13 protein-coding genes and 1 pseudogene are annotated in these 15,293 nt (G+C 73.0%); 7 read left to right on the top strand and 7 right to left on the bottom strand.

The features are described 5' to 3' along the window. The first annotated feature begins 66 nt into the window (after positions 1-66). Together DSM104299_RS02480 and DSM104299_RS02485 are read left to right on the top strand one after the other, a co-directional pair. A complete protein-coding gene (locus DSM104299_RS02480; RefSeq protein ID WP_272475702.1) occupies positions 67-1,266 on the top strand; it encodes an MFS transporter in 1,200 nt (399 codons plus the stop codon). A gap of 179 nt (positions 1,267-1,445) precedes the next feature. Continuing rightward, positions 1,446-3,074, top strand: a complete 1,629-nt coding sequence (locus tag DSM104299_RS02485) for a hypothetical protein (protein ID WP_272475703.1) — start codon at positions 1,446-1,448, stop codon at positions 3,072-3,074. 87 nt (positions 3,075-3,161) lie between these two features. Here the strand turns inward: DSM104299_RS02485 and DSM104299_RS02490 are convergent, their stop codons facing one another. Together DSM104299_RS02490 and DSM104299_RS02495 are read right to left on the bottom strand one after the other, a co-directional pair. Continuing rightward, a complete protein-coding gene (locus DSM104299_RS02490; protein WP_272475704.1) occupies positions 3,162-4,319 on the bottom strand; it encodes an ABC transporter ATP-binding protein in 1,158 nt (385 codons plus the stop codon). A 19-nt stretch (positions 4,320-4,338) separates the two neighbouring features. Further along, positions 4,339-5,967, bottom strand: coding sequence for an alpha-amylase family glycosyl hydrolase (locus DSM104299_RS02495; protein WP_272475705.1), 1,629 nt, complete (start codon positions 5,965-5,967; stop codon positions 4,339-4,341). A gap of 61 nt (positions 5,968-6,028) precedes the next feature. Here DSM104299_RS02495 and DSM104299_RS02500 point away from each other — a divergent pair, with 61 nt between their 5' ends. From DSM104299_RS02500 to DSM104299_RS02515, 4 genes are all read left to right on the top strand, one after another. Further along, on the top strand, positions 6,029-7,291 hold the full coding sequence (locus DSM104299_RS02500; RefSeq protein ID WP_272475706.1) for an ROK family transcriptional regulator: 1,263 nt from the start codon (positions 6,029-6,031) through the stop codon (positions 7,289-7,291). Positions 7,292-7,371: 80 nt separating this feature from the next. Beyond that, entirely contained in the window at positions 7,372-8,643 is a 1,272-nt protein-coding gene (locus tag DSM104299_RS02505; RefSeq protein WP_272475707.1) for an ABC transporter substrate-binding protein, read from the top strand. Between the two features lie 4 nt (positions 8,644-8,647). Continuing rightward, positions 8,648-9,592 carry a carbohydrate ABC transporter permease gene (locus DSM104299_RS02510; protein WP_272475708.1) on the top strand — a complete coding sequence of 315 codons (945 nt, stop codon included), beginning with the start codon at positions 8,648-8,650 and terminating at the stop codon, positions 9,590-9,592. Continuing rightward, the gene (locus DSM104299_RS02515) at positions 9,592-10,440 is read left to right on the top strand and encodes a carbohydrate ABC transporter permease (RefSeq protein WP_272475709.1); all 849 of its coding nucleotides are present in this window, start codon (positions 9,592-9,594) and stop codon (positions 10,438-10,440) included. Before DSM104299_RS02510 ends, DSM104299_RS02515 begins: the two co-directional genes overlap by 1 nt. 15 nt (positions 10,441-10,455) lie before the next feature. Here the strand turns inward: DSM104299_RS02515 and DSM104299_RS02520 are convergent, their stop codons facing one another. Further along, positions 10,456-11,454, bottom strand: a complete 999-nt coding sequence (locus tag DSM104299_RS02520; protein ID WP_272475710.1) for a zinc-dependent alcohol dehydrogenase family protein — start codon at positions 11,452-11,454, stop codon at positions 10,456-10,458. Positions 11,455-11,520: 66 nt separating this feature from the next. Between DSM104299_RS02520 and DSM104299_RS02525 the strand changes: the two genes are divergently transcribed. Then, on the top strand, positions 11,521-11,838 hold the full coding sequence (locus tag DSM104299_RS02525) for an ArsR/SmtB family transcription factor (RefSeq protein ID WP_272475711.1): 318 nt from the start codon (positions 11,521-11,523) through the stop codon (positions 11,836-11,838). Between the two features lie 13 nt (positions 11,839-11,851). Here the strand turns inward: DSM104299_RS02525 and DSM104299_RS29330 are convergent. The 4 genes and pseudogenes from DSM104299_RS29330 to DSM104299_RS02545 form a co-directional block, all read right to left on the bottom strand. Beyond that, positions 11,852-12,131, bottom strand: a pseudogene (locus tag DSM104299_RS29330) (cupin domain-containing protein). Positions 12,132-12,322: 191 nt separating this feature from the next. Then, on the bottom strand, positions 12,323-13,246 hold the full coding sequence (locus DSM104299_RS02535) for a LysR family transcriptional regulator (RefSeq protein ID WP_272475713.1): 924 nt from the start codon (positions 13,244-13,246) through the stop codon (positions 12,323-12,325). 89 nt (positions 13,247-13,335) lie between these two features. Continuing rightward, positions 13,336-14,325, bottom strand: coding sequence for a LysR family transcriptional regulator (locus tag DSM104299_RS02540; RefSeq protein WP_272475714.1), 990 nt, complete (start codon positions 14,323-14,325; stop codon positions 13,336-13,338). Next, a complete protein-coding gene (locus DSM104299_RS02545) occupies positions 14,322-15,266 on the bottom strand; it encodes a LysR family transcriptional regulator (RefSeq protein WP_272475715.1) in 945 nt (314 codons plus the stop codon). Before DSM104299_RS02545 ends, DSM104299_RS02540 begins: the two co-directional genes overlap by 4 nt. Positions 15,267-15,293 lie beyond the last annotated feature (27 nt).

Here is a 15,293-nt window from a genome sequence, read left to right on the forward strand (position 1 = left end):
TCGCACCACCCCGCCCCGGCACCGATGCCGGGGCGGTCTCCTTGCAGCACTGAGGAAGGAACCTCAATGAAGCTCGCCAAGTACGTCGGCGCGCAGCGCTCCAAAGCGCCCGCCGGCGTCGCCAAATCGGTCGGCGGTCAGCGCTCGAAAGTGCTCGACGTCGTCGCCGGCATCCTGTGTGGGGCGCCCGTAGCGGCCCTGCTGTCCTTCTCCCGCGTCCAGCCGCAGCTGCTGGAGCGGCTGCACGCCGGCCCCTCGCTCGGGGGTCTGCTCCAGGCGGTCGCGATCCTGACGATCGTCCCCGGCGTCTGGCTCATGGGTCACGTCGAGCGGGGGATCGGCTCGCGTCACCTGATCCGCACCGGCGTCGTCAGCCTCGGCGTGGTCGTCGCGCTGCTGCCGCACCTGCCGGGTCTGGCTTGGACGTTCGTGGCGGCGGCGGTGATCGGCCTGCTGTGCGCCCGCGTCGAGGGGCCGGTACGTCACCTGCTGGCGGCGTCGGTCGATGACGCGGCGGACCGCAAGGCGCAGTCCGCGCTGCTGACCGGTTCGTTCGCCCTCGGGGTCTTCGGGCTCCTGGGCGTGCTCACGCTGTTGACCGGGCAGTTCGGCCTGTCCATCGCCATGGCGGTGCTGGGCGCTGTGCTCGTGGTCCTCGGGATCGTCGTGCCGGCGCGTCTGCCGGCCGCCCAGGTCGAGGACGCCGAGCAGCGCGTATCGATGCGCACCGTGCTGGGCGACCCGATCGCCCGTACCGCCATCGCGCAGTACCTGATCCAGGGGCTGGCCTACGGCATCTGGATCGGCCCGCTGGCCACGCTGCTCGCCGGCCACGGCCACGGTCCCAACACCGTGGCGCTGTTCGGCTTCGACGGCCTGGTGAGCTTCGTGGTGTTCCTGGTCCTGGATCGCCTGCGTCGCAAGATCTCGGGGCGCGTGGCGACCTTCGGGTTCCTGGCCGGCCAGATCATCGCCGCGTCGTCGTTGTTCGCCGGCGTGCCGCTGGTCGCCGTCCTGCTGATCGGGATGGTCACGGAGGACGTGTCGACCAACGCGCTCTCCTCTGACTGCAACGACCGCATGGAGGGGGCGACCGCCAAGTCGCTCGGCTTCTCGGCGCGGCAGTTCGGCGTGGCCGTCGGCGTCTACGCGGGCGGCAGCGCCTACGCCGCCTTCAGCGACATCGGCATCTTCGCGTCGGGCATCGCGGTCACGGCCGCGCTCTGCGTGCCGCTCGCGCTGCGGATGCACCGCCAGCACCACTGATGCACCGGGCCCGACCGTAGCCAGCGGTCGGGCCCTCCTCGCCGCTCCCTGTCGCAACGGGGAGCGGCGGCTCGTCGCTCGGCCGCCTCCCGGCGGCCGAGCGCCTTCCCCTTTTGCCCTGAAACTCGTTGTGTAAACAACTTGTTAAGGGCGTGTTCACACGAAGCCAAGGAGGCACCGTGTCCGCACCACCCGCACTCTCGAAATACGCGCGCTTCGTCGGCGTCGGCGGGGCCGCGGCCCTGCTCGCCGTGACGTTCCCGCAGATGGCGCTCAAGCAGATCGCCGACGCCGCCGGGATGGACGAGTCGGGCGTTCGCACGCTCACGTCCTACGGGCTGCTCCTGTCCTTCCTGCTGACCGCGATGCGGTTGTGGCGCAACAAGCCGCTCTCGCCGCGGGGGACGATCGTGGCCAGCTACGCGGTCGCGGGAGCCGGCGCACTCGGCGCGGCCCTCGCGCCGAGCCGCTGGACCCTCGTGGCCGCACTGGTCGGCGGCGCCTGGGTGATCCGCACGTCGGCGCCGCTGCGCTCGGTCGCGTCGACGCGCTTCCCGGAGCACAAGACCACCGCCCAGGGGCTGTGCCAGAGCTGGACCTACGGGGTGCTGACCGCCTACCAGCTCGGGTTCGCCGGCATCACCGCGTGGGTGGGCGTCCGTTGGGCGCTCGTCGGCGCCGGGATCGCGCTGCTCGTGCAGGGCGTCCAGATCGCGCGGTTCAAGGACCTGCCGCAACCGAAGAGCGAGCCGCTGCCGGCCAGTGACCGCTCGTGGCATGCGGTCCTCGGCATCCGGGCCGCGATCGTGAGCGTGCTCATCATCGGCCTGGGGGTCGGGGTCTTCCAGCTGCTGTTCCTGCGGTTGGAGTCGCACCTGATCTCGCTCGGCGTCGGCCCCGGGGCGGCGAGCATCCTCGTCGCGTTCGCCGGCGGCACGCGGCTGCTGTCGATCCTTGTCCTGCTCAGGACGAGCAAGGACGCCGACACGCGCCCCACGTACGCCTCGTCCCAGTCGTCGCTCTGGATCCTCGCCTCGGGCGCGCTGGCCCTGCTCACGCTCGCGGGGCTCGGGACCATCGTCGGCGTGGTCGTCGTGATCGCTGCGGCCACCGCGCTGGAGATCGGCCAGAACACGCAGAACGCCGCCGTGCGCGGCTACCTGTCGGCCCTCTCGCTCGACGCAGCGATCATCGCGGCGATCGCGACGACCGCCTTCACCTACGGCGGGGCGCAGGCGGCGGTGCCGCTGAGCTGGGCCGGGACCGCGCTGGCCTGGGCGGCGGTGGGCGTCGTCCTGTGGCTGCTCTCGTTCGTGCTGCGCCGGTACCCGGTCCTCGAAGGCAGCTGGCGCGGGCGCACCAGGCCGAGCAAGGCGATCGTGGTCACCCTGGAGCCGCCGAAGGAGAACGTCGCCGGGGACTCGGTCCTGCTCTTGAAGCTCTCCACGGTCCCGGGGTCCTGCAGGATGCGCGAAGGCGACCGGCTTCGCGCCCAGGCGCCGTTCGAAGCGACGCGCCATCGGTCGCCGCGCGTGACCGAGTTCGCGTTGCGCGTGCTCTGGAACCGCCGTCCTCGGGCCTACAGCCAGCGGTCGGGGAAGCTGCGGTTCCTGAGCCGCGTCCCGCTGGTCGGCACCGACGGGCTGGTCTACGGCTGGATCCGCTGGTGGTTCGCCACCGGCGGGTCGTGGCGCATCGTCCAGAGGCCGGCGCAGGCGGCCGGGACCGCCGCGTCGACGAGCGTCTTGCTCCAATCGGCGACGTTCGGCAAGCAGCTCGTCGTGTCGCGGGGCTCGCTGCACCGCTGATCGAGAACGACAACAACAACAAAAAGGGCCCCGCGGCGATCCGCCGCGGGGCCCTCCCCTTTTTTGCCTGCGTGTGAACGTCTGCGTTCAGACGAGCGCCGGCGCCGGCGGCCGCACGGGGTCGTCGACCGCCGCAGTGCGCAGCGCCACGCCGCTGTCGGCGTCGAAGACGTGGACGCGGGCCGGGTCCACGAACAGGTTGACGCGCTCTCCGGCGCGCGCCGGGACGTCGGGGGCCAGGCGGGCGATCGCCAGGGCCGCGCCCGCGTCCTGGCCGCTGACCGGGAAGTGGACGTAGAGGTCCGAGCCGACCGACTCGGTCAGCTCGACGCGGGGGAGGACCGCGAGCCCGCGGCGCGCGGGATCGACGCGGCGGCCGTCCTCGAAGTGCTCGGGCCGGATCCCGACGGTCACCGTCCGGCCGCCGGCCGCCGCGAGGGCGTCGCGGTCCAGGAGACCTTCGAGCGGGATCGGCCCGAGCGGCGTCAGGATCGTGTCCTCGGCCAGCTCGCCCGCGATCATGTTCATCGCCGGCGAGCCGATGAAGCCGCCGACGAACGCGTTGGCGGGCTGCCGATAGAGCCGTTGCGGGGTGTCGAACTGCTGCAGCACACCACCGCGCAGGACCGCTACGCGGTCGCCCAGCGTCATCGCCTCGGTCTGGTCGTGCGTGACGTACAGCGTCGTCGTCTCCAGCCGCCGCTGCAGCCGCGCGACCTCGGTGCGCATCTGGACGCGCAGCTTCGCGTCCAGGTTGGAGAGCGGCTCGTCCATGAGGAACGCCCGCGGCTCGCGCACGATCGCGCGACCCATGGCGACGCGCTGGCGCTGCCCGCCGGACAGCTGGGCCGGCTTGCGGTCCAGGTGCGCGCCGAGGTCGAGCGCCGCCGACGCGTCGTCGACGCGGCGGGCGATCTCCTCCTTGGGCGTGCCCGCAAGGCGCAGGGCGAAGCCCATGTTGTCGCGGACGGTCATGTGCGGGTACAACGCATAGCTCTGGAACACCATCGCGATGTCGCGGTCGCGCGGCTCGCGGTCGTTGACGCGCTCGCCGTCGATCCGCAGGTCGCCCGCGCTGATCTCCTCGAGCCCCGCGACCATCCGCAGGGCGGTCGACTTGCCGCAGCCGGAGGGTCCGACGAGGATCACGAACTCGCCGGCGTCGATCGTCAGGTCCAGGGCCTTGACGGCCTCGTGGCCGTCCGGGTAGCGCTTCGTGATGCCGTCGAACTCGATGGCGGCCATCTGTCTCTCCTTCCGCCGGCTAGGCCGGCCGGGTTGCGTCGAGCGCCAGGACGACGCCCTCCCACGGCGCGAGCCGCCCGTCGAACCGCTGTCCGTCGCGCCGGCGGTCGGTGCCGATCAGCACCTGGCCCGCGAGGTCGACGTCGGCGGGCGAGCCCGCGAGGTTCAGGACGACGGCCGTGCCGTCGCCGCGCTGCCACGCCCACGCGCCGTCGGGCGCGGGCAGCGTCTTGTAGGCGCCGGTGCCGAGGTCGGTGCGGGCGCGGCGCAGCGCGATCAGGTCGCGCGCGAGGTGCAGCGTGGAAGCCGGGTCGTCGCGCTGGTCGGCCACGTTGCAGCGCGACGCGTCGCCAGCCGGAAGCCAGGGCTCCGCGTCGCCGGGCCCGAAGCCGCCGGTGGGCGTCCACTGCATCGGCGTGCGTCCGGGATCGCGGTTGCGCGACGCGTCGCCGGTGCGTCGCGCGACCGGGTCGCGGGCCACCTGCGGGTCGATCGGGACCTCGTCCATCGCGATCTCGTCGCCGTAGTAGAGGAACGGCGTGCCGCGCAGGCCGAGCAGCATCATGAGCGCGCAGCGGGCGCGGTCCGGGCTGCCGCCGGCCCACCGGCGCGCGAAGCGGCCGCCGTCGTGGTTGGACCCGGCCCAGACCGGCCACGCGCCGGCCGGAAGCTCGGCCTCGATCGTCTCGACGATCTCGCGCAGCGCGGGCGCCTCCAGCGGCGCGTGCATGAAGATGAAGTTGAAGGCCAGGTGCAGCTCGTCGGTGCCGTCGCCGTAGTAGGGCACGAGCTGCTCGAGCTCGAAGACGTAGGTCTCGCCGACGAGGATCCGCTCCGGGCGCTGCGCCGTCGCGACGGCGCGGAAGCGGCGCAGCACGTCGTGGACCTCGGGTCGGTTCATGCTGTAGACCGGCTTGAGCCCGAGCTCGCGCACGCGGGGATGGTCGTCGGGCTGCGCGACCGGGTCGTCGCGCAGCTCGCGGTCCTTGACGATCGCCTGCGCGACGTCGATGCGGAACCCGGCGACGCCGCGCTCGAACCAGAACCGCAGCACGTCGTCGAACGCCGCCCGCACCGCCGGGTTCCACCAGTTGAGGTCCGGCTGGCTGGGCAGGAAGTTGTGCAGGTAGTACTGCCCGGTCGGCTCGTGGAAGGTCCAGGCCGAGCCGGCGAAGTCCGACACCCAGTTGTTGGGCGGCCCGCCGTCGGGGCCCGGGTCCGACCACACGTAGAAGTCGCGGTACTGCGCGTCGCGACCGGTCAGCGCGTCCTGGAACCACGCGTGCTGGTCGCTGGTGTGGTTGGGGACGAGGTCGAGGATGATCCGGATGCCGCGCGCGTCGGCCGCGGCGATCAGCGCGTCCATGTCCGCGAGCGTGCCGAGGTCCGGGTGCACGTCGCAGTAGTCGGACACGTCGTAGCCCCAGTCCTCGTTCGGCGACGGCGTCGTAGGGTTGAGCCAGATCGCGTCGATCCCGAGCCAGGCGAGGTGGTCCAGGCGCGCCGTGATACCGCGCAGGTCCCCCGTCCCGTCGCCGTCGGAGTCCGCGAAGGAACGCGGGTAGATCTGGTAGAGGACGCCGCGCTGCCACCACGCGTGCGGGGCCTGGACGGCGCCCTCGTTCTCCTCGGTCGTCTCGATCGCCATGGCGAGGCAGCCTAGCTTATTTCTTGACACGCGAAAAGAATCCGGACATGATCCGCTTCCCGTGACGACGCACCGCGCCCCGCACCTCGTCCTGCCGCGTCAGATCGCCGGCTCCTCGAGCCTCGAAGTCCTCTCCGCGAAGACGCGCTCGCTCGTGTTCGCCACGATCCTGAGCGGTGGCCCGATGTCCCGGACGCAGGTGGCGCGGCACACCGGCCTGTCGCCGTCGACCGTGACGAAGGTCGTGACCCCGCTGGTCGCCGCCGACTACCTCCAAGAGGTCGGCCAGGCGCGGGCCGAGAAGGGGTCGGGCCGCCCGCAGCAGCTGCTGGCCGTCAACGGCGCCCGCCACGTCGTCGTCGGGCTCAAGCTCCATCCCCAGCTCGTCACCGGCGTCCTGACCGACATGGGTGCCCAAGTGATCGCACGTGCTCAGCGGCGCCTGCGCACCAACCGCGTCGACCGCACGCTCGCCGCCGCCGCCGACGTGGTGCAGGAGCTGCTGGCGGCGCGCGAGGGCGAGGGCCCCTCGCCGCTCGGCCTCGGCATCGCGCTCGGCGGCCACGTCGACAGCCGGACCGGCCGGCTCGTGCACTCCGGCGTGCTCGGGTGGGACGACGCCGACATCGCCGGCCCGCTCGCGGATGCCACCGGGCTGTCGATCGTCGTCAACAACGACCTCAACGCGCTGGCCGTCGCCGAGCGCTGGTTCGGACGGGGCCGCGACGTCGAGTCGTTCGCGGTCGTGTCGACCGGCGTCGGCGTCGGCTGCGGCCTCGTCCTCGGCGGCGAGCTCTTCACCGGACGCACCGGGCTGGCCGGGGAGCTCGGGCACCTGCCGCTGAACCCTGACGGCCCGGTCTGCAGCTGCGGCAACCGCGGGTGCCTGGAGGCGATCTGCTCCGCCGAAGGCATCCTCCGCACGGTCGCCGCGCAGGGCGGCCCGGCCTGCGCCTCGCTGGACGACGCCGCCGCGCTGGCGCGCGAGGACCGCGGGACCGCGGGCGTCGCGGCGCGTCAGGCCTTCGCCGTCGCCGGGGAGGCGCTCGGGCGCGGCCTCGCCGTGCTCTGCAACCTGCTCAACCTCGAGCGGATCATCCTGTCCGGCGAGGGGGTTGCCACCCACGACCTGTTCGGGCCGGCGCTCGACGCGTCCTGGCGCGCGCACGCGTTCTCCACCGCCGCCACGGACTGCCAGCTCGTCGCCGACGCCGTGGACGACGACCTCTGGGCGCGCGGAGCCGCGTGCCTGGTCATCAACGAAGCCTTGCAGGCGGTCGACGTGGTCGACGCCGATGTCCCCAGCGCGGGTCAGCTCGCGTAAAGCAGGAGCCGAATGACAACCAGGAGTGAGACATGTCGTTGAAGGTGGAAGGGCGCCGTTGGGTTGGCGCAGCAGTGGCCTTGGGCGTTGCCGCATCGGTGGCGGCCTGTGGCAGCAGCGACAGCGGGAGCACGGCGGCCGCGATCGGCGGCGCCGCGCACATCAACGGCGCGAAGGTCATCGACCCCAACGCCATGAAGAACGCCAAGGGCACGATCACCTACTGCACGCCGAAGGACACGACCGGCGACCAGAAGGCGGGTGTCGCCGCGTTCAACGCGCAGTACGCCGGCCAGGGCCTGAAGGCCCGGCTGCTCGAGTTCCCCGCCGCCGCCGACGAGGCGCGCAACCAGTTCGTCCAGCGCGAGACGGCCAAGACGTCGCAGTGCGACATCATGGAGTCCGACGTCGTCTGGACCGCGGAGTTCGCCTCGCAGAAGTGGCTGTACGACCTGACCCCGTACCTCCAGCAGCGCCGGCACGAGTTCCTGAGCTCCACGCTCGAGCCCGTCCACTACGCGGGCAAGTACTGGGCGGTCCCGCGGGCGACCGACACCGGGCTGCTCTTCTACCGGACCGATCAGGTCAAGCAGGCCCCGGCCACCTGGCAGCAGCTCTACCAGGACGCGGGCACGACCAAGGGCATCACCTACCAGGGCGCCGCCTACGAGGGGCTGACCTGCGACTTCCTCGAGCTCGCCTTCGCCGCCGGCGGCGACGTGCTCAGCGCCGACGGGTCCAAGTCCGTGATCGACTCGCCGCAGAACCTCGCGGCGCTCAAGCTCATGGTCGACGGCATCCACTCGGGCGCGGCCTCGAAGGCCGTCACGACCTACCAGGAAGAGGACGCGCGCCGCGCCTTCGAGGCCGGCAAGGCCACGTTCATGCGCAACTGGCCGTACGCGTACGCCTTGGGCGAGCAGGCCCCGAAGGTCAAGGGCAAGTTCGCGGTCGCGCCGCTGCCCAGCTTCGCCGGCGCCGGCAAGGCCGGCATCCTCGGCGGCCACAACATGGTGATCTCGGCGTACTCCAAGAACCCGGGCGCGGCCCTGAAGCTCGTCGACTGGTTCACCAGCGCGCAGACCGAGAAGCAGGACATGATCAAGTACGCCCGCGCGTCGGTGCTCTCGGCGACCTACGACGACGCCGCTGTGCAGAAGGCGGTGCCGTTCGCGGCGGCGCTGCGCGACGGGGTGGCGCAGGCCAAGTCCCGGCCGGTGTCGCCCGTCTACCCGCAGATCTCGGAGGCGATCTCCAAGAACGTCAACGCGGCGCTCTCGGGCTCGACGTCGCCCGAGCAGGCGCTCAAGACGGCCGACAAGCAGATCAGCTCGGCCCTGAGCACCTTCTAGTTCGATGGAGTCCGCCACCGTCACGACGGTCCGGCCCATGTCGCGGCGGCGCTCCCGAGGTCTCTCGGAGCGCCGTCTCGCGACGCTGATGGTCTCGCCGTCGGTCGCGCTCATCGTCCTCGTCGCCGCGTACCCGATCGGCTACGCGATCTGGATGTCGATGCACGAGTACAGCGTCCGCGTCGCCGGGCTCTCCCGGTGGGCGGGGCCCGTGGGCCTGGGCAACTACAAGGCGGCGCTGTCGGACTCCGCCTTCTGGGACGCGGTGAAGACGACGTTCGTCTTCACCGGCGCCTCGGTCGGGCTCGAGCTCGTGCTCGGCATGGTCATGGCGTTGACCATGCACATGGCCTTCCGCGGGCAAGGCGTGCTGCGGACGGTCATCCTCGTCCCGTGGGCCGTGCTCACCGTCGTCACGGCGATCATGTGGCAGACGATGTTCGACCCGCAGCTCGGGTTCGTGAACAACCTGCTGGGCGCCGTCGGCCTCACCAACGACACGGTGTGGCTCGGCACCGAGCCGCAGGCGCTGATCGTGATGATCGTCGCCGACGTGTGGAAGACCGCGCCGTTCATGGCGCTGCTCATCCTCGCCGGGCTCCAGGTCATCCCCGACGACGTGTACGAGGCCGCCAGGGTCGACGGCGCCACCGCGTGGCAGCGGTTCACCCGCATCACGCTGCCGCTGCTGCGCCCCGCGATCCTCGTCGCGCTGATCTTCCGGACGCTCGACGCGCTGCGACTCTTCGACCTGCCGTTCGTGCTGACCAAGGGCGCGCACGGGACCGAGACGCTGTCGCTGCTGTCCTACCAGACGTTCGCGCAGAACCGGATCTACGGGCTCGGGTCGGCGCTGGCGGTGCTCACGTTCATCATCGTCATGAGCGTGTCGTTCCTGTACATCCGGATCGTCGGCGGGAACCTCCGCGGGCTGGAGGACGCGCGCTGATGGACACCCGGCGGCAGCACACCCCGTGGTACGCGTGGACGGCCGTGGCGGCGATCGTCGTCTTCTGCCTGTTCCCGTTCTTCTGGCTCATCAACGTGTCGCTCAAGCGCGGGCCGGACCTGTCGAGCTCGTCGATCATCCCGCCGCACCCGACGCTCGGGAACTACCGGGCGATCTTCGACAACCCCGACTTCACCCACGCGCTGGGCAACAGCATCATCGTGAGCCTCGTGACGACGGCGCTCGCGCTGAGCATCGGGTCGTTCTGCGCCTACGCGCTGGCGCGCCTGCGGTTCCGCGGCAAGGCCCTGCTGCTGGGCGGCCTGCTGTCGATCGCGACCTTCCCGGGGATCGCGATCGCCGCGCCGCTCTTCCGGCTCTGGACGACGCCGCCGCTCGGGCTGCCCAAGTTGTATGACACGCTCCCGGGCCTGATCGTGCCGTACCTGACGTTCGCGCTCCCCCTGACGATCTACATCCTCACGTCGTTCTTCAAGGAGATCCCGGTCGAGCTCGAGGAGGCCGCGATGACCGACGGCGCGACGCGCTTCATGGCGTTCCGCAAGGTCGTCCTGCCGCTCGCGGTGCCGGGGATGGCGACCGCGGCGATCCTGACCTTCATCTTCGCCTGGAACGAGTTCCTGCTGGCCACGACGCTGACCGCCTCCGACAAGGCCCGCACGGTGCCGGCGGCGATCGCGTTCTTCACGGGCTCCACCGAGTTCGAGCAGCCGCTCGGCTCGATCAGCGCGGCCTCGGTCGTGATCTCGGTGCCGCTGATCGTGCTCGTCCTGCTGTTCCAGCGGCGGATCGTGGCGGGCCTGACGGCGGGCGGCGTCAAGGGCTGAGGGCGCCGCGCCGCCTCAGCGCGCGACGGTGACCACGATCTTGCCGAAGTGCGTGTTGGACTCGAGGTGCTCGTGCGCCCGCACGATCTCCTCCAGGGGGAACTCGCGATCGACGACGGGGCGGAAGGCGCCGGTGCGCAGGCCCGAGGTGACGAAGGCCGTCGCGCGGCGCATCCGCTTGGGGTCGCGGGTGATCTCGTGCACCGTGAAGGTGCGCAGGCTCAGCGCGGGCATGCCCAGGTCGAAGCCCGGATAGGGCGTCGGCTCGCCGCTCTGCGCGCCCCACAGCACCAGCGTGCCGCCGGCGGCCACGGCGCCGGCGAGCGCCACCACGCCGGACCCCGCGACCGCGTCGAAGACGTGCTCGGCGCCGCGGCCGTCGGTCAGGGCCAGCACACGGGCCGCGACGTCCTCCTCGTCGGAGACGATCACCGCGGCCGCGCCCTCCTGCAGCAGCCGCTCCCGCTTGGCGCGCGTGCGCGTGACGGCGATCGGCGTGGCGCCCACGCGGTTGGCGGTGTGGATCGCGGCCAGGCCGACGCTGCTGGAGGCGGCGTTGACGACCACCGTGTCGCCCGCGCGCGTCGCGCCCACCTCGACCATCGCGCCGTAGGCCGTGAGGTAGGGCATCCAGACCGCCGCGCCGGACACCGCGTCGACCCCGTCCGGACGGGGCACGAGCGCGGTCGCCGGCACGATCGCCCGCTCGGCGTAGACGCCGTAGTCGTTCTGCGAGAACGCCGGCACGACGCTGACCGCCTGCCCCTCCTCGAACCCGGCCACCCCCGGGCCAAGGGCCTCGATCACGCCGGCGGCCTCGGCGCCGAGCCGGGAGGGGAACTGCGCGACGGGCTCGATGTACTGGCCGCGCCGGAAGATCGCCTCGGCCCGATTGACCCCGATCGCCTCCACGCGGATCCGGACCTCGCCCGGACCCGGATCGCCGCTCTCCAGGTCCTCCAGACGCAACACCTCGGGGCCGCCGATCTCGTGGAACCGCACCGTCTTCGTCATGGCGGGCACTGAAGCACAGAAGTACGATCGCTGTCAAACTTTGATAGATGTCGTACTATGGGCGGCATGGGACGTGTGCCGCCGCACCCAGACGTGTCGGAGCTCGACCTGCAGCGGGTGCTGGAGGCGCTCGTCGATCCGGTGCGCCGCAGCATCGTCACCCAGCTCGCCGCGATCGACGAGGACGTCAAGTGCGGGGGCTTCGACATGCCGGTCAGCAAGTCGACCGCCACCCACCACTTCAAGGTGCTGCGCGAAGCGGGCCTGATCCGCCAGTACTACGTCGGGACCTCGCGGATGAACGCGCTGCGCCGCGCCGACATGGACGCGGCGTTCCCCGGCCTGCTCGACGCGCTGACCGCGCGCCCGGCCGTGCTGGCGTAGCGGGCCGCCCCGGTCAGCCCTCGGTCGTCGGGGCCGCGGCGTACTCCGCGTCGGTCACGTGGTCGCCCCAGTCGGCGGCGGGGTGCTCGTCGTCGACCTCGTTGAGCGCGATGTGCGCCATGAGCCGGTTGGGCGCCGCGCTACGCCGTGCGGGCGCCGGGCGTGAAGTGCACCAGGTTGGCCTGCGCGCGGGCGGGCGCGGCGGGCGTCGCCACCGCGTCGATGTCGACGTCGCCCGTGAACCAGTCCGCCGGGCCCTTGGCCGTGTCGACGCCGCTTCGCGTGATCTCCATGGCGATGATCCTCTCCTAGGGCGGCGGGCGGCGGGCGGCGGGCGGCGGGCGCGAGCGTCGGGGCCACCCAGCCGCCGTCGGCGAGCTTGCTGACCGAGACGCCGGTGCGTCCGAGCGGTCGGTGCTCCATGGGGTGCTCCTTGTCGGTCGGACCGACGGTACGACGGCGCGGGCGCGCGTGGGAGGCCCTGTCAGGACCCCTGCGCCAGCACCGCGCCGTCCAGCGCGCCGACGCCCGCCGCGACGACCTCCGCGAGCGCGTCGGGCAGGTGGCGGTCGCGGTGCACGTAGCGGCAGATCGAGCGGGGGGAGACGAGGCCGTCGAGGGCGACGGGCACGAGCGCGTCGTCCCATGGCCCGATGGCGCTGGCCGGCACGATGGCGGTTCCGGCACCGGCCCGGACCGCGCCGAGGGCGGCCGGGACGCTGGAGGCGCGCGACGCCCACGCCGGCGCGACCCCGCGGGCCCGCAGCTCGCGGTCGATGCGCCGCAGCTCGCCGGGGTCGCCGCAGGCGATGAGCGGCTGGCGCTCGAGCAGCTCGGACGGCGGCCGCTGCCCGTCGAGGTGGGCCAGGGGAGAGGCGGCGGGCACGGCCAGCACGTAGGGGTCGCTCCCGATGCGGCGCACCCAGAGGCGATCGGCGTCCGGCGGGACGCCGCCCAGCGCGACGTCGAGCTCGCCGCGCGCGACGGCGCGCGACAGCTCCGCGTCGCCGGCCAGCTCGACGACCTGGACCTGCGCGTCGCGCGCCGCGAGCAGCATCGGCGCCAGGACGCGCCCGCCCAGGTCGGCCAGGACCCCGACGCGCAGGTCGCGCCCCGTCAGCACCGCGAGGTCCGCGCGCGCGGCGGCGAAGCCGTCGAGCAGCCGCTCGGCGTGGCGCAGCATCAGCGTCCCGGCGGGCGTCAGCCCGACCTGGCAGGACCCGGACTTCCGGACGACCAGAGCGGTGCCGACCAGCTTCTCGAGCCGGCGCACGAGCTGGGAGATCGCGGGCTGGGAGTAGCCGAGCGCCTCGGCGGCGACGCGGAACGACCGGTGCCGGGCGACGGCGGCATAGGCCGCGAGGTGCCGCTGTTCGACGCCGATCCAGGAAGGGGCTGCTGCGCTCATCGTGACGCTCCGGGGTGGGACGGGAGTGGTTGGTCACCCGTTCCATCCGGCGAACGCCCCGGAGCGCCCCTATGAGTTCATCGCGCGTGTCAGATCGCGTCGTCGCCGGGCGGCGGCGTCATCGCGCCGGCCAGCTCGTGGCAGACCGTCCTCGCCACGACGCGGAAGGTGCTGGCCCCCGGCGAGAGCTCCTCGTCGGCCCGCCAGGCGAGCGCGACGATCCGCGCGGGCACGCCCTCCAGCGGCACCAGCGCGGTGCCCGGGTGCGCCGCGTCGACCGCCAGGTACGGCGCCAGGGCCGCGCCCGTGCCGGCCGCGACGAGCGTCTGGACCGACTCGTTGTGGTCGGAGGAGAAGACGATCTCGGGCACGACGCCCAGCCCGGCCAGCCAGTCGAGGGCCGCCTGCTGCCCGCGCCAGGCGCCGTAGGTCACCAGCGGCAGGCCGTCGAGGTCGGCGGCGGTCGCCGGCGCCACCCGGGCCGCGAGCGCGTGATCGGCCGGCACCAGGAGCAGCAACGGGTCCTCGAGCAGCTCGTAGCAGGCGAACGGCCCGTCGGCGAGCGGCAGCTCGCAGAACGCGAGATCGAGATCGCCGGCCGCCAGCTCGCCGAGCAGCTCGGCGTCGGTCGTGCGCTCGGACGGCAGCACCTGGATGTCCGGGCACTGCTCGGCGAAGCGCACCAGCACCTGCGGGAGGACGCGGCTCGCGACGCTGGGCAGGACGCCCACGCGCAGCTGGCCGGTCGTGCCCGCCGACAGCGCGGCGAGCTCGGCGCCGGCCTCCTGATAGCGCGCGAGGATCTCGTCGACGTGCTCGAGCAGCAGGCGGCCGGCCGGCGTCAGCGTCACCGGCGCGCTTCCGCGCGAGCGCTCGATCAGCCGTGCGTCGACCAGCCGCTCCAGCTGCACGATCTGCTGGCTGACCGCCGACTGGACGTAGCCGAGGCTGTCGGCGGCCTCACGGAACGACCCTTCGCGCGCGATCGCGGCCAGCGCCTGGAGATGGCGGACCTCGACGCTGAGCCACGCGTCGCGGGTGACGCCGGGTGGCGCGCCGCCGGGCGTCGGAGCGCTCACCGCGGCGTCTCCGCGGACGTGCGGACCGCCGCGCACAGCGCCTCGCGAAACGCGCGGAGCGCCGGGACGCGGCGCCGGTCGCGGTGCCAGTAGACCGCCACGCGGCGCGGCGGCAGCAGGTCGCCGAGCCCGACCACGACGACGCCGGCGCGGTGCTCGTCGACCGCGGTCCGCGGCACGAGCGCGCTGCCGAGGCCGGCGGCGACGAGCGGCAGCAGCCCGGTCGCCAGCCGCGACCGCATCGTGATGCGCGGCCGCACGCCGGCGGCCCGCAGCTGGTCCTCGACGAGCGGGAGCATCGGCCACCCGACGTCGGCGACCAGGGCGACGTCACGCAGCTCGTCGAGGCTGTCGAGCTCGCGCTGCTCGGCCAGCGGCGAGTCGGGCGCGACGACCAGCACGATGGGGTCGCGCAGGACCTCGGCCGACGCGAACGGCCCGTCGGGGAGCGGGAGGTCGTCGAGCGCCGCGTCGAGCTCGCCGCGCCGGACCGCGTCCGCGCGGGCCTCCGGCGATCGATCATTGTCGCGGACGGTGAGCGCGACGTCCGGCGCTCGCGCGGCCAGCAGCGCGATCGCGCGCGGGATGGCGTCCATGACCGCGCGGTCGTGGATGCCGACGCGCAGCGCGCCCGCCTCGCCGCGCAGGTCGGCCCCGGCGGCGTCGAGCTGGGCCAGGATCCCACGCGCGTGGCGCGCGACGAGCGCGCCGACCTCGGTCAGCTCCAGCCCCTGGCCCGGTGTCCGCACGACGACGGGCGCGCCGAGCGCGCGCTCGAGCTGGGTGACCTGCTGGCTGACGGCCGAGAGCGCGTAGCCGAGGCGCTCCGCCGCGACCTTGAACGAGCCCTCCTGCGCGACCGCGGCCAGCGTCGCGAGGTGCCGAGGCTCGACGCCGCCCAATGCAGGCGGCGCCATCACGCTGGCTCCCTGCGCGGCCAAGCGAACGACATCGCACCATGGTACTGG

The sequence above is a fragment of the Baekduia alba genome, assembly GCF_028416635.1.
Lineage (GTDB): Bacteria > Actinomycetota > Thermoleophilia > Solirubrobacterales > Solirubrobacteraceae > Baekduia > Baekduia alba.